17 protein-coding genes are annotated in these 21,899 nt (G+C 60.4%); 12 read left to right on the top strand and 5 right to left on the bottom strand.

The window, feature by feature from the left end; translation table 11 throughout:
- The 5 genes from ACUCV3_RS19605 to ACUCV3_RS19585 all read left to right on the top strand — a co-directional run.
- On the top strand, positions 1-1,093 hold a 1,093-nt coding region (locus ACUCV3_RS19605), incomplete at its 5' end, for an acyl-CoA dehydrogenase domain-containing protein (protein WP_482241007.1).
- Entirely contained in the window at positions 1,090-2,376 is a 1,287-nt protein-coding gene (locus tag ACUCV3_RS19600; RefSeq protein WP_010336636.1) for an acetyl-CoA C-acetyltransferase, read from the top strand. The genes ACUCV3_RS19605 and ACUCV3_RS19600, both read left to right, overlap by 4 nt.
- 8 nt (positions 2,377-2,384) lie before the next feature.
- Entirely contained in the window at positions 2,385-4,478 is a 2,094-nt protein-coding gene (locus tag ACUCV3_RS19595) for a 3-hydroxyacyl-CoA dehydrogenase NAD-binding domain-containing protein (protein WP_235654626.1), read from the top strand.
- Entirely contained in the window at positions 4,475-6,319 is a 1,845-nt protein-coding gene (locus ACUCV3_RS19590) for an acetyl-CoA hydrolase/transferase C-terminal domain-containing protein (protein ID WP_010336634.1), read from the top strand. Before ACUCV3_RS19595 ends, ACUCV3_RS19590 begins: the two co-directional genes overlap by 4 nt.
- A gap of 49 nt (positions 6,320-6,368) precedes the next feature.
- Positions 6,369-7,217, top strand: coding sequence for a formate/nitrite transporter family protein (locus ACUCV3_RS19585; protein WP_029547552.1), 849 nt, complete (start codon positions 6,369-6,371; stop codon positions 7,215-7,217).
- A gap of 9 nt (positions 7,218-7,226) precedes the next feature.
- On the opposite strand, the gene ACUCV3_RS19580 is transcribed toward ACUCV3_RS19585, so the two are convergent.
- The gene (locus tag ACUCV3_RS19580; protein WP_482241006.1) at positions 7,227-8,003 is read right to left on the bottom strand and encodes a glutathione transferase, Atu5508 family; all 777 of its coding nucleotides are present in this window, start codon (positions 8,001-8,003) and stop codon (positions 7,227-7,229) included.
- 208 nt (positions 8,004-8,211) lie between these two features.
- Here ACUCV3_RS19580 and ACUCV3_RS19575 point away from each other — a divergent pair, with 208 nt between their 5' ends.
- Positions 8,212-8,421, top strand: coding sequence for a hypothetical protein (locus ACUCV3_RS19575; RefSeq protein WP_010336631.1), 210 nt, complete (start codon positions 8,212-8,214; stop codon positions 8,419-8,421).
- A gap of 76 nt (positions 8,422-8,497) precedes the next feature.
- On the opposite strand, the gene ACUCV3_RS19570 is transcribed toward ACUCV3_RS19575, so the two are convergent.
- Positions 8,498-10,198 carry a GGDEF domain-containing protein gene (locus tag ACUCV3_RS19570; protein ID WP_010336630.1) on the bottom strand — a complete coding sequence of 567 codons (1,701 nt, stop codon included), beginning with the start codon at positions 10,196-10,198 and terminating at the stop codon, positions 8,498-8,500.
- A gap of 465 nt (positions 10,199-10,663) precedes the next feature.
- Here ACUCV3_RS19570 and ACUCV3_RS19565 point away from each other — a divergent pair, with 465 nt between their 5' ends.
- The gene (locus tag ACUCV3_RS19565; protein ID WP_004209566.1) at positions 10,664-11,218 is read left to right on the top strand and encodes an outer membrane protein; all 555 of its coding nucleotides are present in this window, start codon (positions 10,664-10,666) and stop codon (positions 11,216-11,218) included.
- Positions 11,219-11,499: 281 nt separating this feature from the next.
- Positions 11,500-11,793 carry a hypothetical protein gene (locus tag ACUCV3_RS19560; RefSeq protein ID WP_010336628.1) on the top strand — a complete coding sequence of 98 codons (294 nt, stop codon included), beginning with the start codon at positions 11,500-11,502 and terminating at the stop codon, positions 11,791-11,793.
- Between the two features lie 60 nt (positions 11,794-11,853).
- On the opposite strand, the gene ACUCV3_RS19555 is transcribed toward ACUCV3_RS19560, so the two are convergent.
- The gene (locus tag ACUCV3_RS19555; protein WP_010336627.1) at positions 11,854-12,612 is read right to left on the bottom strand and encodes an N-formylglutamate amidohydrolase; all 759 of its coding nucleotides are present in this window, start codon (positions 12,610-12,612) and stop codon (positions 11,854-11,856) included.
- Between the two features lie 32 nt (positions 12,613-12,644).
- On the opposite strand from ACUCV3_RS19555, the gene ACUCV3_RS19550 reads away from it, so the two are divergent.
- Genes ACUCV3_RS19550 through ACUCV3_RS19540 form a run of 3 tightly spaced genes read left to right on the top strand, consistent with a single transcriptional unit; the run spans position 12,645 to position 16,418 of the window.
- A complete protein-coding gene (locus tag ACUCV3_RS19550; protein ID WP_482241005.1) occupies positions 12,645-13,595 on the top strand; it encodes a transglutaminase family protein in 951 nt (316 codons plus the stop codon).
- Positions 13,589-14,404, top strand: coding sequence for a transglutaminase-like domain-containing protein (locus ACUCV3_RS19545; RefSeq protein ID WP_010336625.1), 816 nt, complete (start codon positions 13,589-13,591; stop codon positions 14,402-14,404). The genes ACUCV3_RS19550 and ACUCV3_RS19545 overlap by 7 nt, the downstream gene beginning before the upstream one ends.
- Entirely contained in the window at positions 14,397-16,418 is a 2,022-nt protein-coding gene (locus ACUCV3_RS19540; RefSeq protein ID WP_010336624.1) for a M3 family metallopeptidase, read from the top strand. The genes ACUCV3_RS19545 and ACUCV3_RS19540 overlap by 8 nt, the downstream gene beginning before the upstream one ends.
- A 167-nt stretch (positions 16,419-16,585) precedes the next feature.
- On the opposite strand, the gene ACUCV3_RS19535 is transcribed toward ACUCV3_RS19540, so the two are convergent.
- Entirely contained in the window at positions 16,586-17,434 is an 849-nt protein-coding gene (locus ACUCV3_RS19535) for a transglutaminase-like domain-containing protein (RefSeq protein ID WP_029547550.1), read from the bottom strand.
- A gap of 154 nt (positions 17,435-17,588) precedes the next feature.
- A complete protein-coding gene (locus ACUCV3_RS19530; RefSeq protein ID WP_482241004.1) occupies positions 17,589-19,409 on the bottom strand; it encodes an ATP-binding protein in 1,821 nt (606 codons plus the stop codon).
- Between the two features lie 251 nt (positions 19,410-19,660).
- Here ACUCV3_RS19530 and ACUCV3_RS19525 point away from each other — a divergent pair, with 251 nt between their 5' ends.
- Positions 19,661-21,805: a catalase gene (locus tag ACUCV3_RS19525; RefSeq protein ID WP_029547549.1), complete on the top strand. Its 2,145-nt coding sequence runs from the start codon at positions 19,661-19,663 to the stop codon at positions 21,803-21,805.
- Positions 21,806-21,899: the final 94 nt, after the last annotated feature.

The following is a 21,899-nucleotide window of genomic DNA, read 5'->3' as shown; positions in this document are numbered from 1 at the left end:
CCACCCCGCCGTCATTTCCTCGATCCTCAAGCTGCATGCGACCGAACGCATGCGGACCGTCATCAACGATGCCATGGATGTGCATGGCGGCAAGGGCGTGATCGACGGACCCAATAATTATCTCGGCAATCAGTATCGCGCGATCCCGGTCGGCATCACGGTCGAGGGCGCCAATATCCTTACCCGCAGCCTGATGGTGTTTGGCCAGGGCGCGATCCGCTCCCATCCCTATCTGCTCAAGGAAATCCGCGCAGTCGCCGATGCCAATCGCGGCCGGGCGCTGGCGCAGTTCGACGATGTGCTGTGGAAGCATGTCGGCCACGCGCTCAAGACCGCGATCCGCGCCTTCGCGCGTAACTGGACCGATGGCCTGTTTGCACCGGCGCCCAAAGCCGGGCGCGCGACCCGCTATTATCGCCAGATGAGCCGCTATGCCGCGGCCTTTGCCTTCATATCCGACATATCCTTCCTGACCCTGGGCGGCGAGCTCAAGCGGCGGGAACTCCTCTCTGCTCGGCTGGGCGACATACTGTCCGAACTCTATCTTCTTTCCGGCGCGCTCAAGCGGTGGGAGGATGAAGGGCGACAGGATGATGACCTTCCCCTGCTCGCCTGGTGCATGGACAGCGGCTTTGCCACGATCGAACAAAGGTTCGTCGAGATCATCGAGAATTTCCCCGCGCGGCCCATCGGTTGGATGTTGCGCCTGTTCATCCTCCCCTTTGGCCGGCGTCGTCATGGCCCGACGGACCGGACCATCCGTCAGTGCGCGCAGATCATCCTGGAACCTTGCCCAGCGCGCGAACGGCTGATCGACAATGTGTTCATCGGCGGTCCGGAAGAACCTGTCGCCCGCCTGACTGAAGCCTTCCGCCTGATGGTCGATACCCAGCCGATCCACGACCGGCTGCGCAAGGCGCGGATCAAGGATTGGGCCAAAGCGCGCGAGCGCGGCCTGCTGTCGAGCGCAGAGCTAGCGCAGCTTGAAGAGGCAGATCGCGCGGTCGCGGACGTCATCGCCGTCGATGATTTCGCGCCCGAGGATCTGCGGCGCAATTCTGCTGCATCGGACTTGGCACAGGCCGCCGAATGAGCCGGCCGGTCTATATTGTCGATGGCGCCCGCACGCCCTTTCTCAAAGCGCGTGGCGCCCCCGGCCCGTTCACGCCTGTTGACCTGGCGGTACAATGTGGGCGCCCCCTCCTGCTAAGGCAGAAATTTGCCCCCACGGACTTCGATCAGGTCATATTGGGGTGCGTCAACGTCATCGCAGATGAAGCCAATCCGGCTCGCGTCGCTGCACTGCGTCTGGGCTGCGGGACGCAGACGACCGCCTTTACCGTTCAGATCAACTGCGGTTCAGGCATGCAGTCGATGGACACTGCCTACCGCTATATCGCCGATGGCGGCAGCGACCTCATCCTGGCCGGCGGTGCTGAGGCGCTCAGTCACGCCCCGCTCGTGTTTCGCCAGGATGCCGTCCAATGGTTCGCCGCGATGCAGGGCGACAAGAACAACCCCCTGGCCTCGCTGAAAGCGGCCAGCGGATTTCGCCCCGAATTCCTCAAGCCCATCATCGGACTGGAACGCGGCCTCACTGATCCCATCACCGATCTTGGCATGGGTCAGACCGCTGAAATATTGGCGCACCTCTTCTCCATATCGAGGGCGGAGGCAGACGCTTATGCGGTCGAAAGCCACAAGCGTCTTGCCAGGGCGCAGGCGGAGGGATGGCTGGAGGGGGAACTTCTTCCTGCTTTTGCCGAGGATGGGACCGTATATTCCCAGGATGATGGCGTGCGGCCCGACAGCAGCACAGAGAAGCTCGCGACCCTCAAGCCGGTATTCGAGCGTCCTTATGGGAAGGTCACTGCGGGCAATAGTTCGCAGATCAGCGACGGCGCCTGCTGGACCATCCTCGCCTCGCAAGAGGCCGTCGAACGCCATGGCCTTATGCCCCGCGCGCGGATCGTCGACAGCCAGTGGTCGGCGCTTGATCCAGCCATCATGGGCCTGGGCCCGGTGCTCGCCTCGACGGCACTCCTCAAGCGCAACGGTCATGGATTGGCAGACATCGACCTGTGGGAATTGAATGAAGCCTTCGCTGCGCAGGTGCTGGCATGCCTTGCCGCATGGGAGGACGAAGCATTCTGTCGCACCATATTGGGCCTTGAGGGGGCGGCCGGGCGAATCGATCCCTCGCGCCTCAATGTCGATGGCGGCGCGATTTCCCTGGGGCACCCGGTGGGCACGAGTGGCACGCGGATCGCACTGCATCTGGTTCAGGCGATGGAGCGGCTCGGGCTCAGGCGCGGAATCGCCACCCAATGTATCGGCGGCGGCCAAGGCGGCGCCATGTTGATCGAACGGCTGTGAAGGAGGCCATGATGAACGATCCTGTCTGGTCCTTTCTTGCCGATCGCGATCTCGAGACCGGTCCCGCGTCCCATCGCGCGGAGGCCCTGCATCACTGGCGCTTCACGCGCGATGCCCATAACATTGGCTGGGCTATCCTCGATCAGCAAGGAACGGACACCAATCTTCTGTCCCAGGCCGTGCTCGAAGAGCTTGGCCATATACTCGACATGATCGCCGACCGTGCGCCGAAGGCGCTGGTCATTCGCTCAGGCAAGAAACAGGGCTTTCTTGCCGGCGCGGATATCAGCGAGTTTCGTGACATGCGCGACGAGGCGATGGTGCGCGACCGGATCGCCGCCGCGCATGCGATCGTCGACCGTCTCGAAGCGCTGACCTTTCCAACCATTGCGGTCATCCACGGCTATGCGATGGGTGGCGGCCTTGAGGTCGCGCTGGCGTGCCATCAGCGCATTGCCATCGAAGGGACAAAGCTCGGCTTCCCCGAAGTGCAGCTTGGCCTGCATCCGGGGCTCGGCGGCACGGCACGCTTCACCCATTTATGCGATCCGATCGCGGCGATGGAACTGATGCTGACCGGCAAGTCGATCGATGCTGGCCACGCGAAAGACATGGGGCTGGTCGATGCGGTAGTTCCTGAACGCCATGTCCACGCCGCCATCATGGCAGCGGTTGCAGGAGATATGGACCAGGGCCGTCAGGCATTGCTGGATCGCCTGAAGGACGCCGCGCCAGTCCGCCATCTGGCAGCGCGGCAGATGCGCAGCCAGGCGGAAGCCAAAGCACCCTTGGCCCATTATCCCGCGCCCCATGCGCTCATCGACCTGTGGGAAACTCATGGTGGCGACCAGGAGGCGATGAAACGGGCGGAGATCACTTCCTTCGCACATCTCATGATGAGCGATAGCGCGCAAAATCTCATCCGTGCCTTTTTCCTGCGCCAGAAGCTCAAGGCACTGGCTGGGCCGGGCAATAAGACGATCGCCCATGTCCATGTCATCGGTGCGGGCGCGATGGGCGGCGACATCGCGGCCTGGTGCGCCTGGCGCGGCCTGCGCACCAGCATCTCCGACGTGAAGCCCGGGCCGATTGGCGCGGCCCTTAACCGAGCTGCGAAGCTGTATGAAAAGCTCGCTCATGGAGATCGGCTCAAGGTTCGCGATGCGCTGGATCGGTTGATCCCTGACCCGGATGGTGCGGGCATCGCCAAGGCCGACATTCTGATCGAGGCAGCCCCGGAAAAGGTTGATCTCAAGCGGATCCTCTATGCGAGCGCCGAGCCACGTATGAAGGACGGCGCAATCCTGGCGACCAACACCTCCTCCATTCCGCTTGAGCAATTGCGCGAGGGGTTACGCCATCCCGAGCGACTGATCGGCATCCATTTCTTCAATCCCGTGTCGCGGCTCGACCTGGTGGAGGTCATCAGCCATGACGGGGTCGATCCGGAAGTCGAGGCAGGCGCAAGAGCCTTTGTCGGCATCATCGGCAAGCTGCCGGCCCCGGCCCGCAGCGCCCCAGGCTTCATCGTCAACCGGATCCTTACCCCCTATCTGGTCGAGGCGATGACGATGATGGAAGAGGGCATCGCGCCCGAGACGATCGACAGGGCGGCAATGGATTTCGGCATGCCCATGGGCCCCCTGGAACTTGCAGATCAGGTCGGCCTCGATATCGGCCTTGCGGTTGCCGCCATGCTCAAGCGAGAACTGGACTGGCCCATGCCTGCCACGCCGCAATGGTTGGCAGACAAGGTCTCGGCGGGTCAGTTGGGCCGGAAAGCCGGGAAAGGCATATATGCCTGGAAGGACGGCCATGCGGTCAAGAACAGCGCCCCGCAGCCCCCGCCGGAGATGGCGGACCGGCTCATCATGCCGATGCTCAACATGGCCGCCGCGACCCTGCGCGAGCAGGTGACCGACGATCCAGATATCATCGACGCTGCCATGATCTTCGGCACCGGATTTGCGCCCTTCCGCGGCGGACCGCTCCATTATGCCCACGCACGCGGGATTGGCGAGGTCAAAGCCGTGCTGGAAGGGCTGCGCGAAGCCCATGGCGAGCGGTTCCGGCCCGATCCGGGCTGGGACTTGCTGCAATGAGGACCGGCGGGACCGGTCCTCTCGAACTTCGTTCGGCAGAGGAGGTCGCCGACCGCATCATCGCTCGCACTGACGGGCATATCGTCCTTGGCCTGCCATTGGGCCTGGGCAAGGCGCCTCATATCGTCAATGCCCTCTTCGCCCGTGCCAGCGCTGATCGCGCCATCAGGCTGCGTATCTTCACGGCGCTCACGCTCGAGCAGCCCTCGCTTGGCACGGACCTCGAGCGTCGTTTCCTCGAGCCCGTGTTCGAGCGGACAATGGGCGGATATCCGCGCTTTGCTTATGCGCAGGCGCAGCGTGCGGGCGAGATGCCGGCCAATATCGAGGTGAATGAATTTTTCTTCCAGGCCGGCAGCCGGCTCGGCAATGGAGATGCACAGCGCCACTATATTGCAGCCAACTATACCCATGCGATGCGTTATCTGATCGACCAGGGCGTCAATGTCGTGGCGCAGATCGTGGCGCGACGGGGAAACAGCTATAGCCTGAGCTGCAATAGCGACATGACCCTCGACCTGCTTGCCGAGCGCGATCGGGGCCGGGGCGATTTTGCCCTGATCGGTCAGGTCAATGACGAATTGCCCTTCATGCGCGGTCCGGCCGAAATCCCGTCCGATCGGTTCGCAATCATTCTCGACAGCGCGCAGACACGCTTTCCCCTCTTCGGGCCGCCACGCCAACCCGTAAGCCCTGCCCAGCACGCCATCGGCGCCCATGTGGCCGCGCTGATAGCCGATGGTGGCTCGCTTCAGATCGGCATCGGCGCGATCGGCGACGCGATCGCCCATAGCCTGGTCCTCCGGCAGGAACGGCCCGATTCCTATCGCGCAACGCTCGACCGGCTGGGCGCTCCCAAGCCATGGGAAATGGGCCCGTTTGAGGAAGGCCTATATGCGCCGACCGAGATGCTGGTCGACTGTTTCCTCGATCTCATAAGGGCCGGCATCGTCAAGCGTGAAGTCGATGGCGCGATCATACATGGCGGCTTCTTCGTTGGCCCGCGCAGCTTCTATGCCGCGTTGCGGGACATGGATGAGGATCTGCGCGATCGCATCCATATGCGCGAGATCAGCTATATCAATGCGCTGTTCGGCAACGAAGCGGCCAAGCGCAAGGCCCGGCACAAGGCCCGCTTCGTCAACAGCGCCATGATGGTCACCCTGCTGGGCGCCACGATCTCGGACGGGCTTGAAGATGGCCAGGTCGTCAGCGGCGTGGGCGGACAGTATAATTTCGTCGCGCAGGCGCTCGAGCTCGACGGCGCGCGTTCGATCATCACGCTGCCTGCCACCCGGCGTCACAAGGGCGAGAGCCAGTCCAATATCGTCTGGAGCTATGGCCATGAAACCATCCCGCGCCATTTGCGCGATATGGTCGTGACCGAATATGGCGTGGCGGACCTGCGCGGCCAAAGCGATGAGCAGGTCATCCAGCGCCTGATCGCCATTGCCGACAGCCGCTTTCAGGGCGAACTTGTGGAAAAGGCCCGGTCCGCGGGCAAGATAGCGCCCGACTGGGACATTCCCGAAGCGTACAGGGATAATCTCCCCGAGCGGATCAGCGCGGCCATGCCCAAGGAGACATTTCCGTCCTTCCCGTTCGGCACGGACTTTACGCAGATCGAGCAGCGGCTCCTGCCGGCGATGCAATATCTGGCAGACCATGCGACCAGGCCCGCCCAACTGGCCGCCCTGCTTGCCCGCGGCCTGCGCGGTGGTCAGCCCGACGAAGCGGAATCGGCCGCGCTCGAGCGCATGGGGCTGGATGCGCCCCATGGCGTCAGGGAGCATAGCTATCGCGCGCTCATCCTGGGAGCCTTGCGCAATGCCGGACAGTAAGGACAGGAAAGAGGCGACCGGGCCAGGCGTCGCTTCGACAGACAGGGGAATGGAGCAGATGAAGGACGGCAAGGATAGCCCGCACCCCGATCTTGACGCAGAAGAGGCCGCCCATGTCGAGGAGCGTAGTACGGGTTCGGCAAAGGTCGTCCATGAGGTCGTGCGGCTCCAGGGTGAGGAAGAGCTGGATCGACCGATCCTCGCACTCATGCTTTCCGGCCTGGCCGCCGGCCTCGCGATCACCCTGTCGCTCATGTCCGAACTGTTCCTGCGGGCAAGGCTGCCCGACACGGACTGGGCGCCCCTCATCTACCTGCTGGGCTATCCGGTCGGATATCTGATCGTGATCATGGGGCGGCTCCAGCTCTTTACCGAAAGCACGGTCACAGCGGTGCTGCCGGTCGCGACCCGTCCGAGCCTTAGCAACCTGGGCCGTCTGGCGCGCCTGTGGGCCTGCGTGCTGGCTGGGAATCTTGTCGGCGTGACGCTCGTAAGCGCGCTGATGGCCGGTGAGATCATCATCACGCATGAACAGCGCATCGTGGCGCTCGATATTCTCGCCAAGCTCGAATGGCAGGACTGGTCGAAAACCCTGATGCTGGGCATTCCGGCTGGCTTCATCATGGCCGCGATTGCGTGGGCCTTGCCCAATGCCAAGGGCAGCGAATTCTGGGTAATCTTCCTCCTGACCTATGTCATCGGTCTTGGCGGCTTTTCGCATGTCGTCACCGGTTCTTCCCAGATCAGCTTCCTCTGGTTGAGCGGCGAGGTCAGTTTCCAGCAGGCCTGGTTCGGTTTCTCTCTGCCTGCGCTCATCGGCAACATCATCGGTGGTAGCGGCCTGTTCGCGGTCCTGGCCCATGGGCAGATGCGAAGCGACCTTACCGAAGGGGGATAGCGTTCGGTTTCAACCGTCGCCGGCAGGCAGAACTGCGCGAAGAGACTTCTCGATTTCCCCGCCGCAATAGGCGTGGCCATAGCGCTTCACGCTTCTTGCCTCGAGCCTCGCCAGGGCAGGATGAGCGCGCAGACGCTGGACCAGACCCATCGTTGCCGGCGCATATTGGGCGAGCATGGCAGCGATCGCGCCGAAGCGGCTGGCCATGGTGCCCCATAATGTCACGGTCACGATATCGGCCAGATCCGGTTTTGCGGTGCCGAGCATGAACCCCTTTCCAGCTTCAAGGCCGTTGCTTGTGCCGACAGCCTCCCAGATGCGCATCCATTTCACCAGCCGAGGAATAAAGCTGGCCCATCGATCCTCCGTCCACATCTGCCGGCCGCCATCCAGCGTAAGTTCGTCAATGATATCATTCGCGTCATTGACGAGCTTGACCGTCAAGGCGCGGTCGCGGGCACCGCCATGCACAAGGGCAAGACGTTCTGCCAGATAGACCATGATTGCTGGCATCTGCGACAGGGCAAATCCGGTTTCATTATCAACCAGGAGGGGTGGTCCCATGAAGGGCACCGGCTGATCCTCCAGAGCCATTTGCATCAGCGCGGCGATCTCACCCTCATCATGTTCGTTCCAGCTCTTGCCCGCAAAGGCAAGCGCGGCCCGGATGAACTGTCCGCGGAATGGCAATGGCCAATAATAGAGCTCGAAATCCCTCTCCACCCTCATCCCTCCTTTACGTCCGTGCCTGTGCCAGAAGGCTTTCCTGGGCATATTGGTTGCCATGAAAATCTTGCTGGCAACATCCGGGCTGTAATGGTGCCCAGGAACACAGTGGCGGAGTTCGCGTTCTCCAATATGAGCTATCAGCAGTTTCCAGCAGCAGTTTCGGGGCCAGCCAAGCGATTAGATCGAAGCTTCGATGGGGGGACATAGCCTCAAAGAAGGTCTTCTCCGCCAATGATAGTGCAGTTGCGCATGGAGCTTGGAACGCATGTCGAATGAAATAGGTTCGGTTCGGCAATGGGATGAGGGGGACCTGATGGAAGCCTTTCTTCTCATTCAAAGCGAGCGCCATACCAGTGACGACCAGATAATTTTTGCAGAGATGCGGCGCCGTGCCGGTGGCGGCGCACGTGAGCAGCGCGATGCTTCGAACCGGCCTCGACTGTGGAATTTCGAGCCGGACAAGCCTCTGTTCTGAGATATGGTCGCCAGCCCGGCGCGCGCCAAAGGCGAAGCGTTGCCGGGCTGGGGCACCTCAACCCGCTGCAAGCCTGTCAGGCGAAAAGCGGTCTGTCATTTCGGCGAGCGCCCGCCCACTCACCCAGGCGGATTGCGATCTGATCGCGTCCCCCACGCTTTGCGTCGTAAAGCGCCTCATCTGCCAGCCGGTAGAGGGTGCCAAAGTCAGCGCGGGATGCCGAGGCCGTCACGCCTATGCTCACCGTCACCATGCGATTGCCGATGATGTCGCCATGGCTCAGATCGGCCAAGGTTCCGCGCAGGGTTTGTGCAAATTGCTCGATGTTCCCAACTTCAGCTCCTGTGACCATCATCGCAAATTCCTCCCCGCCCAGACGACATACGGCACAGGAGGAATTCTCATGCTGTGCGATGCAGCGGCCAATTGCTGCCAGAACGTGATCGCCAGCCTCATGACCATAGACATCGTTGATCGACTTGAACCAATCGACGTCGATCAGGAGCAGGGCAACCAGTCCGCCTGATACAGGCAAGCCTTCGAGCATCCTGCCGGTTCTTTCCATGAAACCCCGTCGGTTTGGCAACCCTGTCAGAACGTCACGGCGGGCAAGCTCATGGGCCTTGGCCTCTGCGAGACGGGCGACGTCTCGTTCCATCCGCAACCGAGCATGAGCACGCGAAGCGGCAGCGGAGAGCCACAATGTTTGCCAGGCCGCTGCGAACAGGACCAGAATTTGCGATCCACCGCCCCAGAACATGGCGTCCGCATCGAAGAAGCTGGTCGACGCAAGGACGATCATTGGCAGTGCCCAGGCCCCACCCAGGCTCCGCGCCGCGCTGCTTCCCCGTCGCCATGCCTGGCCGATACAGGATGCGACCGCCGCCAGATTGGCCAGGACCAGGAACCCCAGCAGATTGCCGAGCATGTCGAACGGCCCCGAACGCATCAGCGAAAGCGGGATGCCCAATGCGCACACGCTTGCGGTGAGGCCCAGCGCTGTGCGCCTCAACCCCGCATCGAGATGCTGTTTTTCAAGAGCAGTGACGGCGCTCAAAGTGGCGAGCGTAATGGCGAGACAGGAGAGACCAGTGCAGATTTGCGCCGATACCGCGCCCGCCATGGAGGGAAAGAAGAACAGATGAAGTTGCGACCAGCACGCCCCCCATATGACCATGCAGAATGCCCATGCAGCCTGCCAGCCGGCATGTTGCTGACGAACAGCAAGAGCCAGTGAGGCGTTATAAATCGCGCCCACAATCAGCAGAACGAGCGCAGCACCGGTCAAGGTAGCCAGGCCAGTTGTCTGTGTGGCTTCTTCACCGCGCTCGACAAGCCTCATCCGCAGGAGATGCGCGCTCGCCACTTTGTCAAATCTCAAGGTGTAGGCCACGACAGGAACGTCGCGATAGGGCGCGCGGAACGCGAGTTGGCCGCCAGCTCTCCAATAGGTCCCGAAATTGCCGCTCCGGACATGTTGCTGCTCGACGGCACCGTCACGATAGATGAAGCGCACGACCAGCCGATCAAATCGAGAGCTGTGGATGATCAGCGACAGATCCTCATGATCGCGCGAGCCCTGGGGCAAGGCGGCATGGAGCCACAATGTGCCCTTCTGATAGCCATTAGGATCACCATTGCAGACAAAATGGGAGGGGCGCGTGTCGTCAGGGGCGATCGATCGGCTCACTGCGTGACATAGAGGATCGCCAATGCGTAGCAATTCAGCGCGCGCAGGCTGAGCCCCGCCCAGGATCAACAGTGCGATCGAGAGCATGGCGCAGCTAATCGCAAGCCTATGTCGGGATAGTCCCCTGGTCAGGATCCGCGCATTCATCGCGGCCCCTCTAGCATGAAAATGCGTGAATATGCTGGGCGCATGGCCACTGGCTCACTTGCGGGCAGCGATCCGCCCGGCTCGCGTCAACGCTCACCATGGACTGACGGAGGCGGAAAAACATCTCACAATCACAAAACAAGAAATTTAATCCAAGTTAAAAATATAGTCCATCATGTTGCGGCGGACGGCTTCATGAAAATCCCGCCGCTAAATCCATGACGATATCGAAATAAATATTTCGAATGCTGCTCCATCCATGTCTTCTGCCTCAATAGACCTTGGCGAACGCGCCCTGATAGTGTCAAAATTGCAACATAAGCATTATTGTTTTCGCACGCGGCAACCCCGGTGCATGCCCTTTAGTTTGAGCCTCGTGGAAATAATCAAACAGGGACGTACATCATGAAGAAGATCATTCTCCCGTTGCTGGGCTGCCTGGCACTACCGACTGCTGCCATGGCCCAGGACGACACTGCACCCGATGGCAGCAAAGCCTTCGGTATTGAACCCTATGTCGGCATTCTGGGCGGTTATCACACTTTCGACCGCGGGACCGAGTTCGGCAGCGTTCCGGGCGAGACGATCATGAACGGTGCCCTGATCAGCGGCATCGCGGGCGTGAATGTGCCGCTCGGGCCGGTGTTCGTTGGGGTGGAAGGGAACGCCTCGAAGGGCTTTAGCGACATCGACTGGGAATATGGCGTGAAGGGCCGTGTAGGCGCCCGCGCAGGCGAGAGCGGTTTGATCTACGCCTCGGCCGGCTATCAGTGGGTCAATGGCAAAGGCGGCTGGCCCGACGAGAAGGACTGGATGTACGGTGCGGGTGTCGAGGTGGGGCCAAAGGAGATCGGCCTTGGCGGGGTCACTGGCAGCAGCGGCGTGCGCCTGCGCGTGCAGGTCGACACCTATGATTGGGACAGTTTCCGTCCCATGGCTGGCGTCATTTTCCACTTCTGAAAATTACCACAGTTCCAGGGGAAGGAATAAGACATGGCCTTCCCCCAGGGCGCAAAGGCTGATCGCACAGCCGCTTCTGGGCCGCATGCGCCTTGAGTGAAAGATGGGCGCTGCCATGGGGTAGAGCGGGCAACTACAGCGGCCCGTTCTCCCATTCAGCCAGAATGTGCCGGGCTCATCCACATGATCTGAAGATTTTCTGCCCGCACCGTGAACCCGTTGAATACCCGAGCGTTTTGCGTGGGCTACTGCGCTCTTTGCAGCATTTTGGAGGCTTGTGCATGACGATCGAGGTTCGCTTCCCCGATGGCAGCCGTCGGGATGTGCCGAGCGAGCTTCGTGTTCTGCACGCAGACAGCGCGAGCGAAGAGCCTGCATTCTGGCATGTACCGCTCAACTGCGATTCTTATTGGCGTTTTGCGTTTGACGGCGTCCACTGGAATGCGCGCCCCCGAACGGGTAGCCTTGCCATGTTCCGCAGTCCCGGCATCGAGTGGTGGCGGGGCATCGTAACGATGTCGGACGAAGCGGCTTTGGGTCAGGAACAGTGTCTGCTGGTCGCCGTAAACGCCTGATGGCCTATGACTTTTCTTGAACAGCGCGAGGCGATGCGCTCACCATTGTGTCAGCATATTCTATGTGAGCCGCTGCCAGGCCTCTTCCATCGCATCGCGCAGTCGCGCCGCCCAGAAGGATTGTCCCTCACCTTGGGAAATAATGTCCTGTCTGACCTCGATTTCAGCGTAGCGAAGGTCATTTGAAAGGGCGTGGAAGGGCATGCTGTAATCGGTTTCATCCATGGCATAGGGAGCATTGTCGCCCACCTCGATCGGCAACCGGCGCAGCGCGTCCAGCAGGCAAATCGCAAAATCGATCCGGCCGGCGGCGTGCAAGACGCCCACCGACCAGGGGCGCTTGATCTCGTCCAGTATCGGGGTAAAACTATGGAGCGCGAGCAGGATTGTCTCCTGCCCCGCTGCCAGCCGAGCTGAGATCATTTCTGAAATGCCGGAATGATATGGAGCATGGATGGAGGCGACACGCGCCAGCCTGTCGATTTCAGTCAAACCCTGATTTCCACCGATATCGGTCCCATCGGAAGACGCAGGTATCGCGTCGTCGCGCGCGGGATCGCGATTACAGTCGATCACCAATCGCGAATAATTCTGGAAGATGAAAGGGGCATCGAGGAGACGCGCCAGTTCCAGCCCCATCGCTCTCACGCCTATGTCGATTGCGATATGCCGAGACCAATCGGCCGGGCCTACGCCAAGATCACCCAGGGCCGAAGGAATTGCGAGCCCTGCATGATCTCCGGTCAGGAGGAACGGGGAGCAGCCCTTCGCGTTGATGACGGTGAAGGGCGCGGGGTCGGCTGGCACCAGTAGATTCATGGTTTCTCCCTGCCCATTGGGAACTTCCTTTCATGCCGTTGCTCACAATCGAACATGTGACGACTTATCGCTATCAGCAAACGGTGTCGCTGGGCGAACATCGCATCATGATGCGGCCGCGTGAGGCCTTCGACCAGCGATTGCTCCGCGCGCGGCTCGACATCGATCCTCAACCTTGTGAATTGCGCTGGCTGCATGATGTGTTCGGAAATTCCGTGGCCATTGCTCTGTTTGACAAACGCACGTCGCACTTGAAAGTCGCGAGCGAGGTCACGCTCGAGCATGCACCCTTGACGCAGCAGCAGGTCGACGTCGAACCCTATGCCCGGCTTTTCCCCTTCACCTATTCGTCGGAAGACATGCCCGATCTGTTGCGGTCGATCGAACGAAACCATCTCGATCCCGAGCGGATCGTCGACAATTGGGCCAGAGGTTTCGTCAGCAATCATGGTGATACAGCGACCATCGATCTCCTGACGCGGATCGCGACAGGCATCCAGCGTGACTTCACCTATGTGCCAAGACATGAAAAGGGCACCCAATCTCCTATGGAGACGTTGCGCAAGCGGCAGGGGACCTGCCGTGACTTCGCCGTGCTGATGATTGAGGCTGTCAGGGCGCTGGGCTTCGCCGCCCGCTTCGTGTCGGGCTATGTCTATAACCCATCGCGCACCGAAGGGCTGGTCGGTGGTGGCAACACCCACGCCTGGGTCCGTATCTTCCTGCCCGGATCTGGCTGGGTGGAATTCGATCCGACAAATGGGATCATCGGCAATCGCGGCTTGATCCGCGTGGCGATCGCACGCGACCCGTATCAGGCGCTACCGCTGTCGGGCACCTGGTTCGGCCTGCCTGCAAGCTTTCTGGGGATGGATGTGAGCGTCAACGTCGGTCGTGCCGATCCAGAACCATTCTCGCTCTCCGGCCATGGCGCCATCAACAGCCGGCTTGCCGGCAATCAGGAAACGAACCCGACATGCTGATCCGGTGCGGCTATGATATCGAATTCTCGACCGAGAACCGGACGGCGATGATGGCGATGCTCAGCCTGCATCCCTCGCGCCATCAGGATCTGCGAACGCCGCAGCGGCTTATAGCGGCGCCCGACATTCCGCTTTATCAATTCGAGGACGGATTCGGCAATGTCGCCACCCGGCTCACCATCCCACCGGGCAATGTGCGCTTGTCATGCGACTTTGTGATCGAGGATAGCGGAGATCCCGACCAGCGCTCGCCCAGTGGTCCTCAGATGCCGGTGGAAGAGCTTCCAGATGCCGTCATGCCCTTTCTCCTGGGCAGCCGCTATTGCGAAACCGACCGTCTGATGGACGTGGCATGGGCTCAATTTGGTCATCTGGCCAGCGCGCGGGAAAGGGTGGAGGCGATCGTGGGCTTCGTGCATCATCATATTGAATTTGGCTATCAGCATGCGCGCGCTGACAAGACCGCCTGGAATGGCTATCAGGAGCGAAAGGGCGTGTGCCGTGACTTCGCCCATCTCGCCATAACCTTGTGCCGCTGCATGAATATCCCCGCTCGCTATTGCACCGGTTATCTCGGCGACATCGGCGTGCCCCCGGTAGATGCTCCGATGGATTTCAGCGCATGGTTCGATGTCTATATCGATGGCGCCTGGTATACCCATGATGCGCGCCATAATCGCCCGCGTATCGGCCGGATCCTGATGGCGCGCGGGCGCGACGCCACCGACGTAGCCTTGACGACCGCTTTTGGCCCGGCAAAGCTGGTGCGATTTCAGGTGCACACCCAGGAAGTAACCGCCCTTGACTGAGCAAAGCGACCCGCTTCTCCAACCCTGGACTGGCCCGCTTGGCGCGCCACCTTTTGCGCGGATAGGCGATGACCAGTTCCTTCGCGCGGTCACGACCAGCATCGCCTGGCATAAGGCTGAACTTGATGCGATTTGCGAGCAGGTCGCGCCCGCGACCTTCGAGAATACGATTGCCGCACTGGAACGGTCGGGCGAGCCGCTCGCGCGCGTCCGGCGGTTGTTCTGGGCCCTGTCCTCGGCGAAGGGCACGCTGGCCATCCGCGAGGCGGAAGCTGAGATTTCGGCGCGACTTAGCGCGCATGCCGTCGCCATAAGCCATAATGACCAATTGGCAGCGCGCGTCTTCGCAGTCCATGCTTCACGGCACGAGAGCGGCCTCACCCCGGAACAGGTCCGCCTCGTGGAGGATAGCTATGCAAGCTTCCTTAGAGGCGGCGCAGCGTTGACGAGGGCTGGCAAGGACCGCTTTGCCGCTATCGAGGCTCGCCTGTCTGCCCTAGCAGTTCAATTCGGGCAGAATGTGCTTGCCGCAACAAATGCCTGGGTGCTCGATCTGGAGAAGAATGAGCTTGAGGGACTGCCGAGCGCAATATGCGAGGCGGCTGCGGCGCGAGCAGCAGCGAAGGGGGTGCAAGACCGTTATCACATAACGCTTGATCGCACCGACCTGGAGGCATTTCTGACCTTTTCGAAGAGGCGCGACTTGCGCGAGGCCCTATGGCGGGCCTTCACCGCCCGTTGCGACGGCGACCAACATGATAATTGGCCCATCATCGCCGAAATGCTCGCGTTGCGCAGGGAGAGGGCGGTCCTGCTGGGCTATGCCGACCATGCGCATTATGCGCTGGCCGACAGCATGGCGCATGATCCGGCAGCAGCGAGCGCGCTGATGCGCCAGCTGTGGGCGCCGGGCAAACGGCGCGCAGCGCAGGAAGCTGCTGAACTGCAGGCATTGATCGATGCGGAGGGCGGCGATTTCCGCCTCGCGCCCTGGGACTGGCGCTTTTACGCGGAACAGGTACGACGCACCCGTTACGCGCTCGATACTGCGGCAGCTGCGGAGCATTTGCGGCTCGATGCGGTGCGGCAGGCAGCATTCGACACAGCCGGCCGACTTTATGGCCTGAGCTTCTACAGGCGTGCGGACATAGAAGGCTATCATCCGGACGTCTGGGCCTGGGAAGTGAAGGAGAGCAACGGGAGCATTGTGGGTCTGCTCTTCACCGACTATCTGGCCCGCCCGGAAAAACATGGTGGCGCTTGGATGGGAAGCCTGCGGGTGCAAGAAGCGATGGATGGCGACGTGCGCCCGATCGTCTATCTGGTCGCCAATTTCGCCGCTGCTCCGCCACCCGACCGGGGTGCGACCCGCCTTTCGATTGATGAGGCGCGCACCTTGTTTCATGAATTTGGCCATGCATTGCATGGGCTTCTTTCACGGGTCACCTACCCCAGCCAATCCGGAACTGCGGTTGCCCGCGACTTCGTGGAGTTTCCCAGCAAGTTCATGGAGAACTGGATTGTCAGCCCGCAGGTGCTCGCCGGTCTTGGGATGCCGGACGATCTGATCAGCGCCATTCGCGAGGCGGAGGCTTATGGTCAGGGCTTTGCCACCGTGGAATTGATCGGCTGCGCATTGCTGGACCTTGCCATCCACCAGAAACCGCACGCGCAGATCGATCCTCGCGCATTTGTCGAGGCGCAGCTTGATGCGCTCGCAATGCCCCGCGCGGTCGGGTTGCGCCATCGCTTTCCCTATTTCACGCATATCTTTGATGGTGGCTATTCGGCTGCCTATTATAGCTATGCCTGGTCCGAAGCATTGGATGCCGACGCATTTGAGGCTTTTGTCGCAACCGGTGATATTTTTGACCCCCGTCTCGCATCGCGGTTCCGCGAAGAGATACTCGCTGCAGGAAATAGCCGCGATCCCATGGAGTCTTTCCGGGCCTTCCTGGGACGCGCGCCCGACGGAACGGCCTTGATGCGAGCAAGGCATCTTCTCGACGCCTGAACGCCCCTAGCGCGCAAGCTGATTTGCCAAGAGTGAACCACGGGTTGCGGCCAGTTACGCCTTTCGCCAACCGCCGCGCTGCACATGGCATTCATGGTGAGCGCATAACGGACAGAAGCGGGCTGCATGTCCTCATGCAAGGGTAGCAGACCCATCGAGGGACCTTGTCAGGCGGCGATGGTCAGCGAGGTGTCGACATGCTGTCCGGTCTGGATCACCTCATCAGTATGAACCTTGAACGAGGCCAGTCGCATCGGACCGAACGCCGTGGTCAAAGCGGTATCGGCTGCGTCGCGTCCGCACGCCATCAGGATGCGCCCTATGCGAGGGACATGATGCCGCGCATCGAAACTGTGCCACTCACCACCCAGATACACTTCGAACCAGGCGTGGAAATCCATTGGGACATCAACCGGATCGACGCCGATATCGCCAAGATATCCGCTGCAATATCGTGCCGGAATGTTCATGCACCGGCATAGGGCCACTGCAAGATGGGCAAAGTCCCGGCATACGCCAACCCGCTCATTATATGCCTCCCAAGCGGTTCTGGTGCATCGCGCATATTGATATCCATAGGTCAGATGTTGGTGCACGAAATCGACAATGGACTGCACACGCTGCCACCCGGGCGCGATATGGCCGAAATGATACCAGGCTTTCTGGCAGAGGAGATCGGTCTCGCAATAACGGCTTCCCATGAGATAGATAAGGACGTCCGAGGGCAAATCCCGAACTTCATGCTGGACTGCCGATGGACTTTGGCGATCGTGCAGGCCGCTATCGGCAATGGTGAAGTCACATGACAGGGTAGTGCGCCCTGCCGGCAGGGTCATGCGTGTGCAGATATTGCCAAAGCTGTCACGGTAATCATGGGTCGGGATCGGCGCGCCTGTCCTGATCCTGTGGGGGGTGCGAAGATCGGGAAACCTGGAAGGTCGGATCGTGAGGAGGGAAATTAACGGCGTAGGAGCACCGGTTTCCAGGACCAGTTCATAGCCAGCACGAATGAGCATAACTGCCTTTCCAATTCGAGGCGCGATCTAGACATGAAAATCAACAGGTCATTCGATGGTTTCTTCGTCCAAACATCATCCGCCGAATGTTGGGTCTTCATTATTTAATCAACAGATCTTATCTTCAATTATTTTTGCAATAATTGGTGTCAGGTTAAGGAATTGCCGACTGACGCTTTCGTTCTTCGCCGATGCATATCTCTCCCAACAGTCGGGACAGTTCATTCACCGAATAGGGTTTGTGCAGAAGTGGAAAGCCATGGCGGCTATCATCAGCCAGGACATGGCTATAGCCACTGGTGAGCACCACGGGGATTTCCGGCCAGCGCGCCCGGATCTGACGCCCAAGCTCCAGACCATCGATCCCGGGCATGACGACATCTGAAAAAACGATATCGATATTGGCGTGCGACCGCTCAAGCACCGCGATCGCCTCAGGAGCATTGGCCGCACGCCATGTCTTGTAACCAAGATCCTCGAGGAGCTGCGAAGCGAAGTCTCCGACCGGCTCATTATCCTCGACGATCAGAATATTCGCATGCTGGATGGCGCAACGTCCTGACGGCGTGACATCCTCCAGGGAATGTGGCGCGGCAGCCCGCGGCAGATAGAGGCTGAACGTCGTCCCGATACCCAACCGACTTGCAACGTCGATCTCGCCACCGGACTGTTTGATAAAGCCATAGACCTGGCTCAGTCCCAAACCCGTACCCTTGCCCACTTCCTTGGTCGTGAAGAATGGCTCGAATATATGTTCTATCTGCCCTTCGCTCATGCCCGTGCCCTCATCCGTCACGGAAATCCTGACGAAATCGCCCCTGGCAGCCGCGAGGCCGCCGCGGGCCGGGATTGATCCTGCCGCTTCAACCGACAGGGTAATCCGTCCCTCTCCACTCATCGCGTCGCGTGCGTTCACCGCCATGTTGATCAGCGCGTTTTCGAACTGGCTCGCATCGACTTCGACAAAACAGGAGGTGCAGATCAGGTCGACAACAAGGGCAATGCGCGAACCCACGACCGTTCGAAGCATATCCGCAACGGCTTCAACCTTGCGCGCGGCATTGAACGTCTCTGGTCGAAGGGCCTGGCGGCGCGCAAAAGCGAGAAGCTGGCTCGTCAGTTTCGCCGCACGGTCCGCGGTCTCCGAGATGGCATCTATATATTTCTTCTGCTTCTCGGGCGGCAGCTCGCGGGTCGCGAGAAGGTCGGCCGACCCACGGATGATGGTGAGAAGATTGTTGAAATCGTGCGCAACACCGCCTGTCAGTTGCCCGATCGCTTCCATCTTCTGAAGTTGCCGAAGCTGATCCTGAGCCGAGGACAGTTCGCGCGAACGCTCCTCGACACGCGCCTCCAGCGTGTCATTGAGCAGGCGCAGCTGTTCTTCCGCGATGGTCCGCTCCAGAAGGTCTGCGGCCTGCCGGGCGAGGATATCGAGCAGACGCAGGTCCCGCTCGGAAGGATGATGCGGACGATCCCAATGGGTGGAGATCATGCCGAGCAAGCGGCCGGTGCGCGAGAGAAGCGGCGTTGTCTGAGCCGAGCGGATGCCCGCGGCGCGAAACGCATCGAGGTCGGCAGTCCCGGCGATATCGGCCCATTTCTCGAAATCAGGAACAATGGCGCGCTGACCCATTTTCAGGGCTAGCGTGCAACTGCTGTAGGCTGCTGGACTGACCCACTGCCAGAACCCGACCGCTTCGGCCGGCAGACCTCTGTGCGCCAGCAACTGGAGTTGCCCCCCATGTCCCGAAGGGTCATCGGCGGGGCAAAGGAGTTGCATCGTCCCGAACTGGGAGCCGGTGATGGCAACAGCGGCCTCCACGATCTTGCCATAGAGTTCGAACCGATCATTCTCGGCGATGAGCGTAACGCTGATCGCGTGAAGCAACTCGATATCGGATGGCTCCCTGGCCGGGCCCTGAACTTGCGACCCACGCGGCAATATCTGCGGCCCTCGATAAGTGACAGTCATTATGGCTCCCATGCCGCCATCATCGGCCGCGCTTCACGCCAAAAGAGGCATATGCACGAAAAGTTCCGGTGAGTTCTGGCCGCAGACATCACGCGTCCCAGTGCCGCGCGGTCGCTACGGAAGAATCATATTGATCCAGATTGGTTCTGGGCATCTTCTCGCCTCCCGCCGGAACCCAGCCTCCCGCTTCCGGTTAGAGGTCTGTCTGCTGCGACAATCGCAGCCTATCATGCGCGTCAGGGAGAGTTGATATGGCCGCTTCGGGTCCCAAGAGTGAGGCTGCTCTGGAAAATGGTCTTGCCGATCACCAGCCCGGAGCTGGAAGTCCCGATTATGAGACGATGGTCGGAGAAGGCGGGGAGACGCAGCAGAGGTTGCAGGATGAGCGCTCCGGTGATGCCCTGACAGACAATTTCGGGCATCGGATCGCAGACAATCAGAATAGTCTGAAGGCGGGCGCTCGCGGTCCCACGCTGCTGGAAGATTTCGTACTGCGCGAGAAAATCTTCCATTTTGACCATGAACGCATCCCTGAACGGATAGTCCATGCACGCGGCTCTGGCGCCCATGGGATTTTCGAGTGCACCAAGGCCATTCCCGATGTGACCAAAGCGAGCATTTTCCAGAAGAAGGGTGCGAGCTGCCCTGTGTTCGTTCGTTTCTCGACTGTGGCCGGTGGCGCGGGATCCGTTGATACGCCGCGCGATGTGCGCGGCTTTGCTGTGAAATTCTACACGGAAGCCGGCAATTGGGATCTGGTCGGCAACAACATCCCGGTATTCTTCATTCAGGATGCCATGAAATTTCCTGACCTGATCCATTCGGTGAAAATGGAAGCGGATCGGGGCTATCCCCAGGCTGCGAGCGCCCATGACACGTTCTGGGATTTTGTATCGCTCATGCCCGAGAGCATGCACATGATCATGTGGGCCATGTCCGATCGGGCCATTCCTCGTTCGCTGCGGATGATGGAAGGATTTGGCGTCCACAGCTTCCGCTTCATCAATCAAGATGGCGACGGCAAGTTCGTGAAGTTCCACTGGAAGCCGGTTCTGGGCGTTGCGTCCCAGGTCTGGGACGAGGCTGTCAAGACGGCAGGCGCCGACCCCGATTTTCATCGCCGCGATCTGTACGAAGCCATTGCCAGCGGCGATTATCCCGCCTGGGACCTGGGCGTGCAGATTTTCGATGAGGCTTGGGCGGCAGAACAGCCCTATGATGTGCTGGATGCAACCAAGCTGATCCCGGAAGAGGATATTCCTGTCGAGATCATCGGGCGCCTCACGCTCAATCGCAATGTCGACAATTTCTTTGCCGAGACAGAGCAGGTGGCCTTCCTGCCCAGCAACGTCATTCCAGGCATCGACTTCACGAATGACCCCCTGCTGCAGGGGCGGCTTTTCTCTTATCTCGATACGCAAAAGTCGCGTTTGGGAACGACCAACTTCCATCAGATCCCGATCAATGCGCCCAAATGCCCCTTCCACAATATGCAGCGCGACGGGTTGATGCAGATGCTGGTCCCCAAGGGGCGCGCCAATTACGAGCCGAACAGCCTGAACGAGGCTGGCGAGGATAGTGGTCCACGCGTTGCGCCCGAAACCGGCTTCACATCCTTTAGCGATAATGGAGAACGCAACGATCCCACTGACAAGATGCGGATACGTGCCGAAACATTTGCCGATCATTATAGTCAGGCGCGGATGTTCTATCTGTCGCAGACCCAGAATGAACAGGCGCACATCGCATCGGCCATTGTCTTCGAGTTGTCGAAGGTCGTGATGCCTCATGTGCGGCTTCGGGTTCTCTCGCGTCTGCGCAACATTGACGAGGATCTGGCGCAACGAGTCGCCGACGGGCTGTCGATCGCTCTGCCTGAAAAGGCGCCAGCAGCCCGAGACCTTGTGGAGATGCCCATCTCTGACGCTCTTTCTATCCAGAAGAATGCCAAGGATGGCTTCGCCGGCCGCAAGGTCGGAATTCTGTTTGCCGAAGGCTCCGACAAGGCGATGGTAGAGAAGCTCAAGACGGGCGTGGAGAAAGCAGGCGGCAGCGTCTTTCTGGTTGCGCCCAAAATTGGTCCCCTCAAGGTCAAGGGCGGAACGCTCGAAGCGGACGGCAAGCTCGATGGCTCGCCCTCCGTGCTGTTCGATGCGATTGCCTCCGTGCTGATGCCGCAAAGCGCGGAAATATTGTCGAAGCAAGGCGCTGCGGTCCAATGGTTCATGGACGCCTATGGCCACTGCAAGACCATCGCCCATTGCCCCGGCACGCAGATCATCCTCGACAAAGCGGGGGTGGAAAAGGACGACGGCGTCATTCCAAACGAGATGCTGCTGGACAAGGGCCCCAAGCGGCACTGGGCGCGAGAGCCGAAAATCCGCGATCTCGCCTGAGATCAGCTAATAAGTCCGCATGCGCTCCATTAGTGCGCATGCGGACAATTCTGTGCTGAGCTGTCCGGGACGACAGATTCATTTCGTTGGCACA

The organism is Sphingobium sp. VMM, from assembly GCF_056790315.1.
Note: the sequence above shows the minus strand (reverse complement) of the source record. Positions and strands in the feature narration are given on the sequence as shown.

Excerpts from the sequence above, each read along its gene's own strand:
- ACUCV3_RS19575 (WP_010336631.1), top strand. The coding sequence starts at position 8,212 with ATGTCGAATGAAATAGGTTCGGTTCGGCAATGGGATGAGGGGGACCTG.
- ACUCV3_RS19555 (WP_010336627.1), bottom strand. The coding sequence starts at position 12,612 with ATGAATCTACTGGTGCCAGCCGACCCCGCGCCCTTCACCGTCATCAAC.
- ACUCV3_RS19570 (WP_010336630.1), bottom strand. The coding sequence starts at position 10,198 with ATGCTCTCGATCGCACTGTTGATCCTGGGCGGGGCTCAGCCTGCGCGC.
- ACUCV3_RS19595 (WP_235654626.1), top strand. The coding sequence starts at position 2,385 with ATGATGAACGATCCTGTCTGGTCCTTTCTTGCCGATCGCGATCTCGAG.
- ACUCV3_RS19590 (WP_010336634.1), top strand. The coding sequence starts at position 4,475 with ATGAGGACCGGCGGGACCGGTCCTCTCGAACTTCGTTCGGCAGAGGAG.
- ACUCV3_RS19530 (WP_482241004.1), bottom strand. The coding sequence starts at position 19,409 with ATGACTGTCACTTATCGAGGGCCGCAGATATTGCCGCGTGGGTCGCAA.
- ACUCV3_RS19525 (WP_029547549.1), top strand. The coding sequence starts at position 19,661 with ATGGCCGCTTCGGGTCCCAAGAGTGAGGCTGCTCTGGAAAATGGTCTT.
- ACUCV3_RS19545 (WP_010336625.1), top strand. The coding sequence starts at position 13,589 with ATGCTGATCCGGTGCGGCTATGATATCGAATTCTCGACCGAGAACCGG.
- ACUCV3_RS19600 (WP_010336636.1), top strand. The coding sequence starts at position 1,090 with ATGAGCCGGCCGGTCTATATTGTCGATGGCGCCCGCACGCCCTTTCTC.
- ACUCV3_RS19560 (WP_010336628.1), top strand. The coding sequence starts at position 11,500 with ATGACGATCGAGGTTCGCTTCCCCGATGGCAGCCGTCGGGATGTGCCG.
- ACUCV3_RS19565 (WP_004209566.1), top strand. The coding sequence starts at position 10,664 with ATGAAGAAGATCATTCTCCCGTTGCTGGGCTGCCTGGCACTACCGACT.
- ACUCV3_RS19585 (WP_029547552.1), top strand. The coding sequence starts at position 6,369 with ATGGAGCAGATGAAGGACGGCAAGGATAGCCCGCACCCCGATCTTGAC.
- ACUCV3_RS19550 (WP_482241005.1), top strand. The coding sequence starts at position 12,645 with ATGCCGTTGCTCACAATCGAACATGTGACGACTTATCGCTATCAGCAA.
- ACUCV3_RS19580 (WP_482241006.1), bottom strand. The coding sequence starts at position 8,003 with ATGGCAACCAATATGCCCAGGAAAGCCTTCTGGCACAGGCACGGACGT.
- ACUCV3_RS19535 (WP_029547550.1), bottom strand. The coding sequence starts at position 17,434 with ATGCTCATTCGTGCTGGCTATGAACTGGTCCTGGAAACCGGTGCTCCT.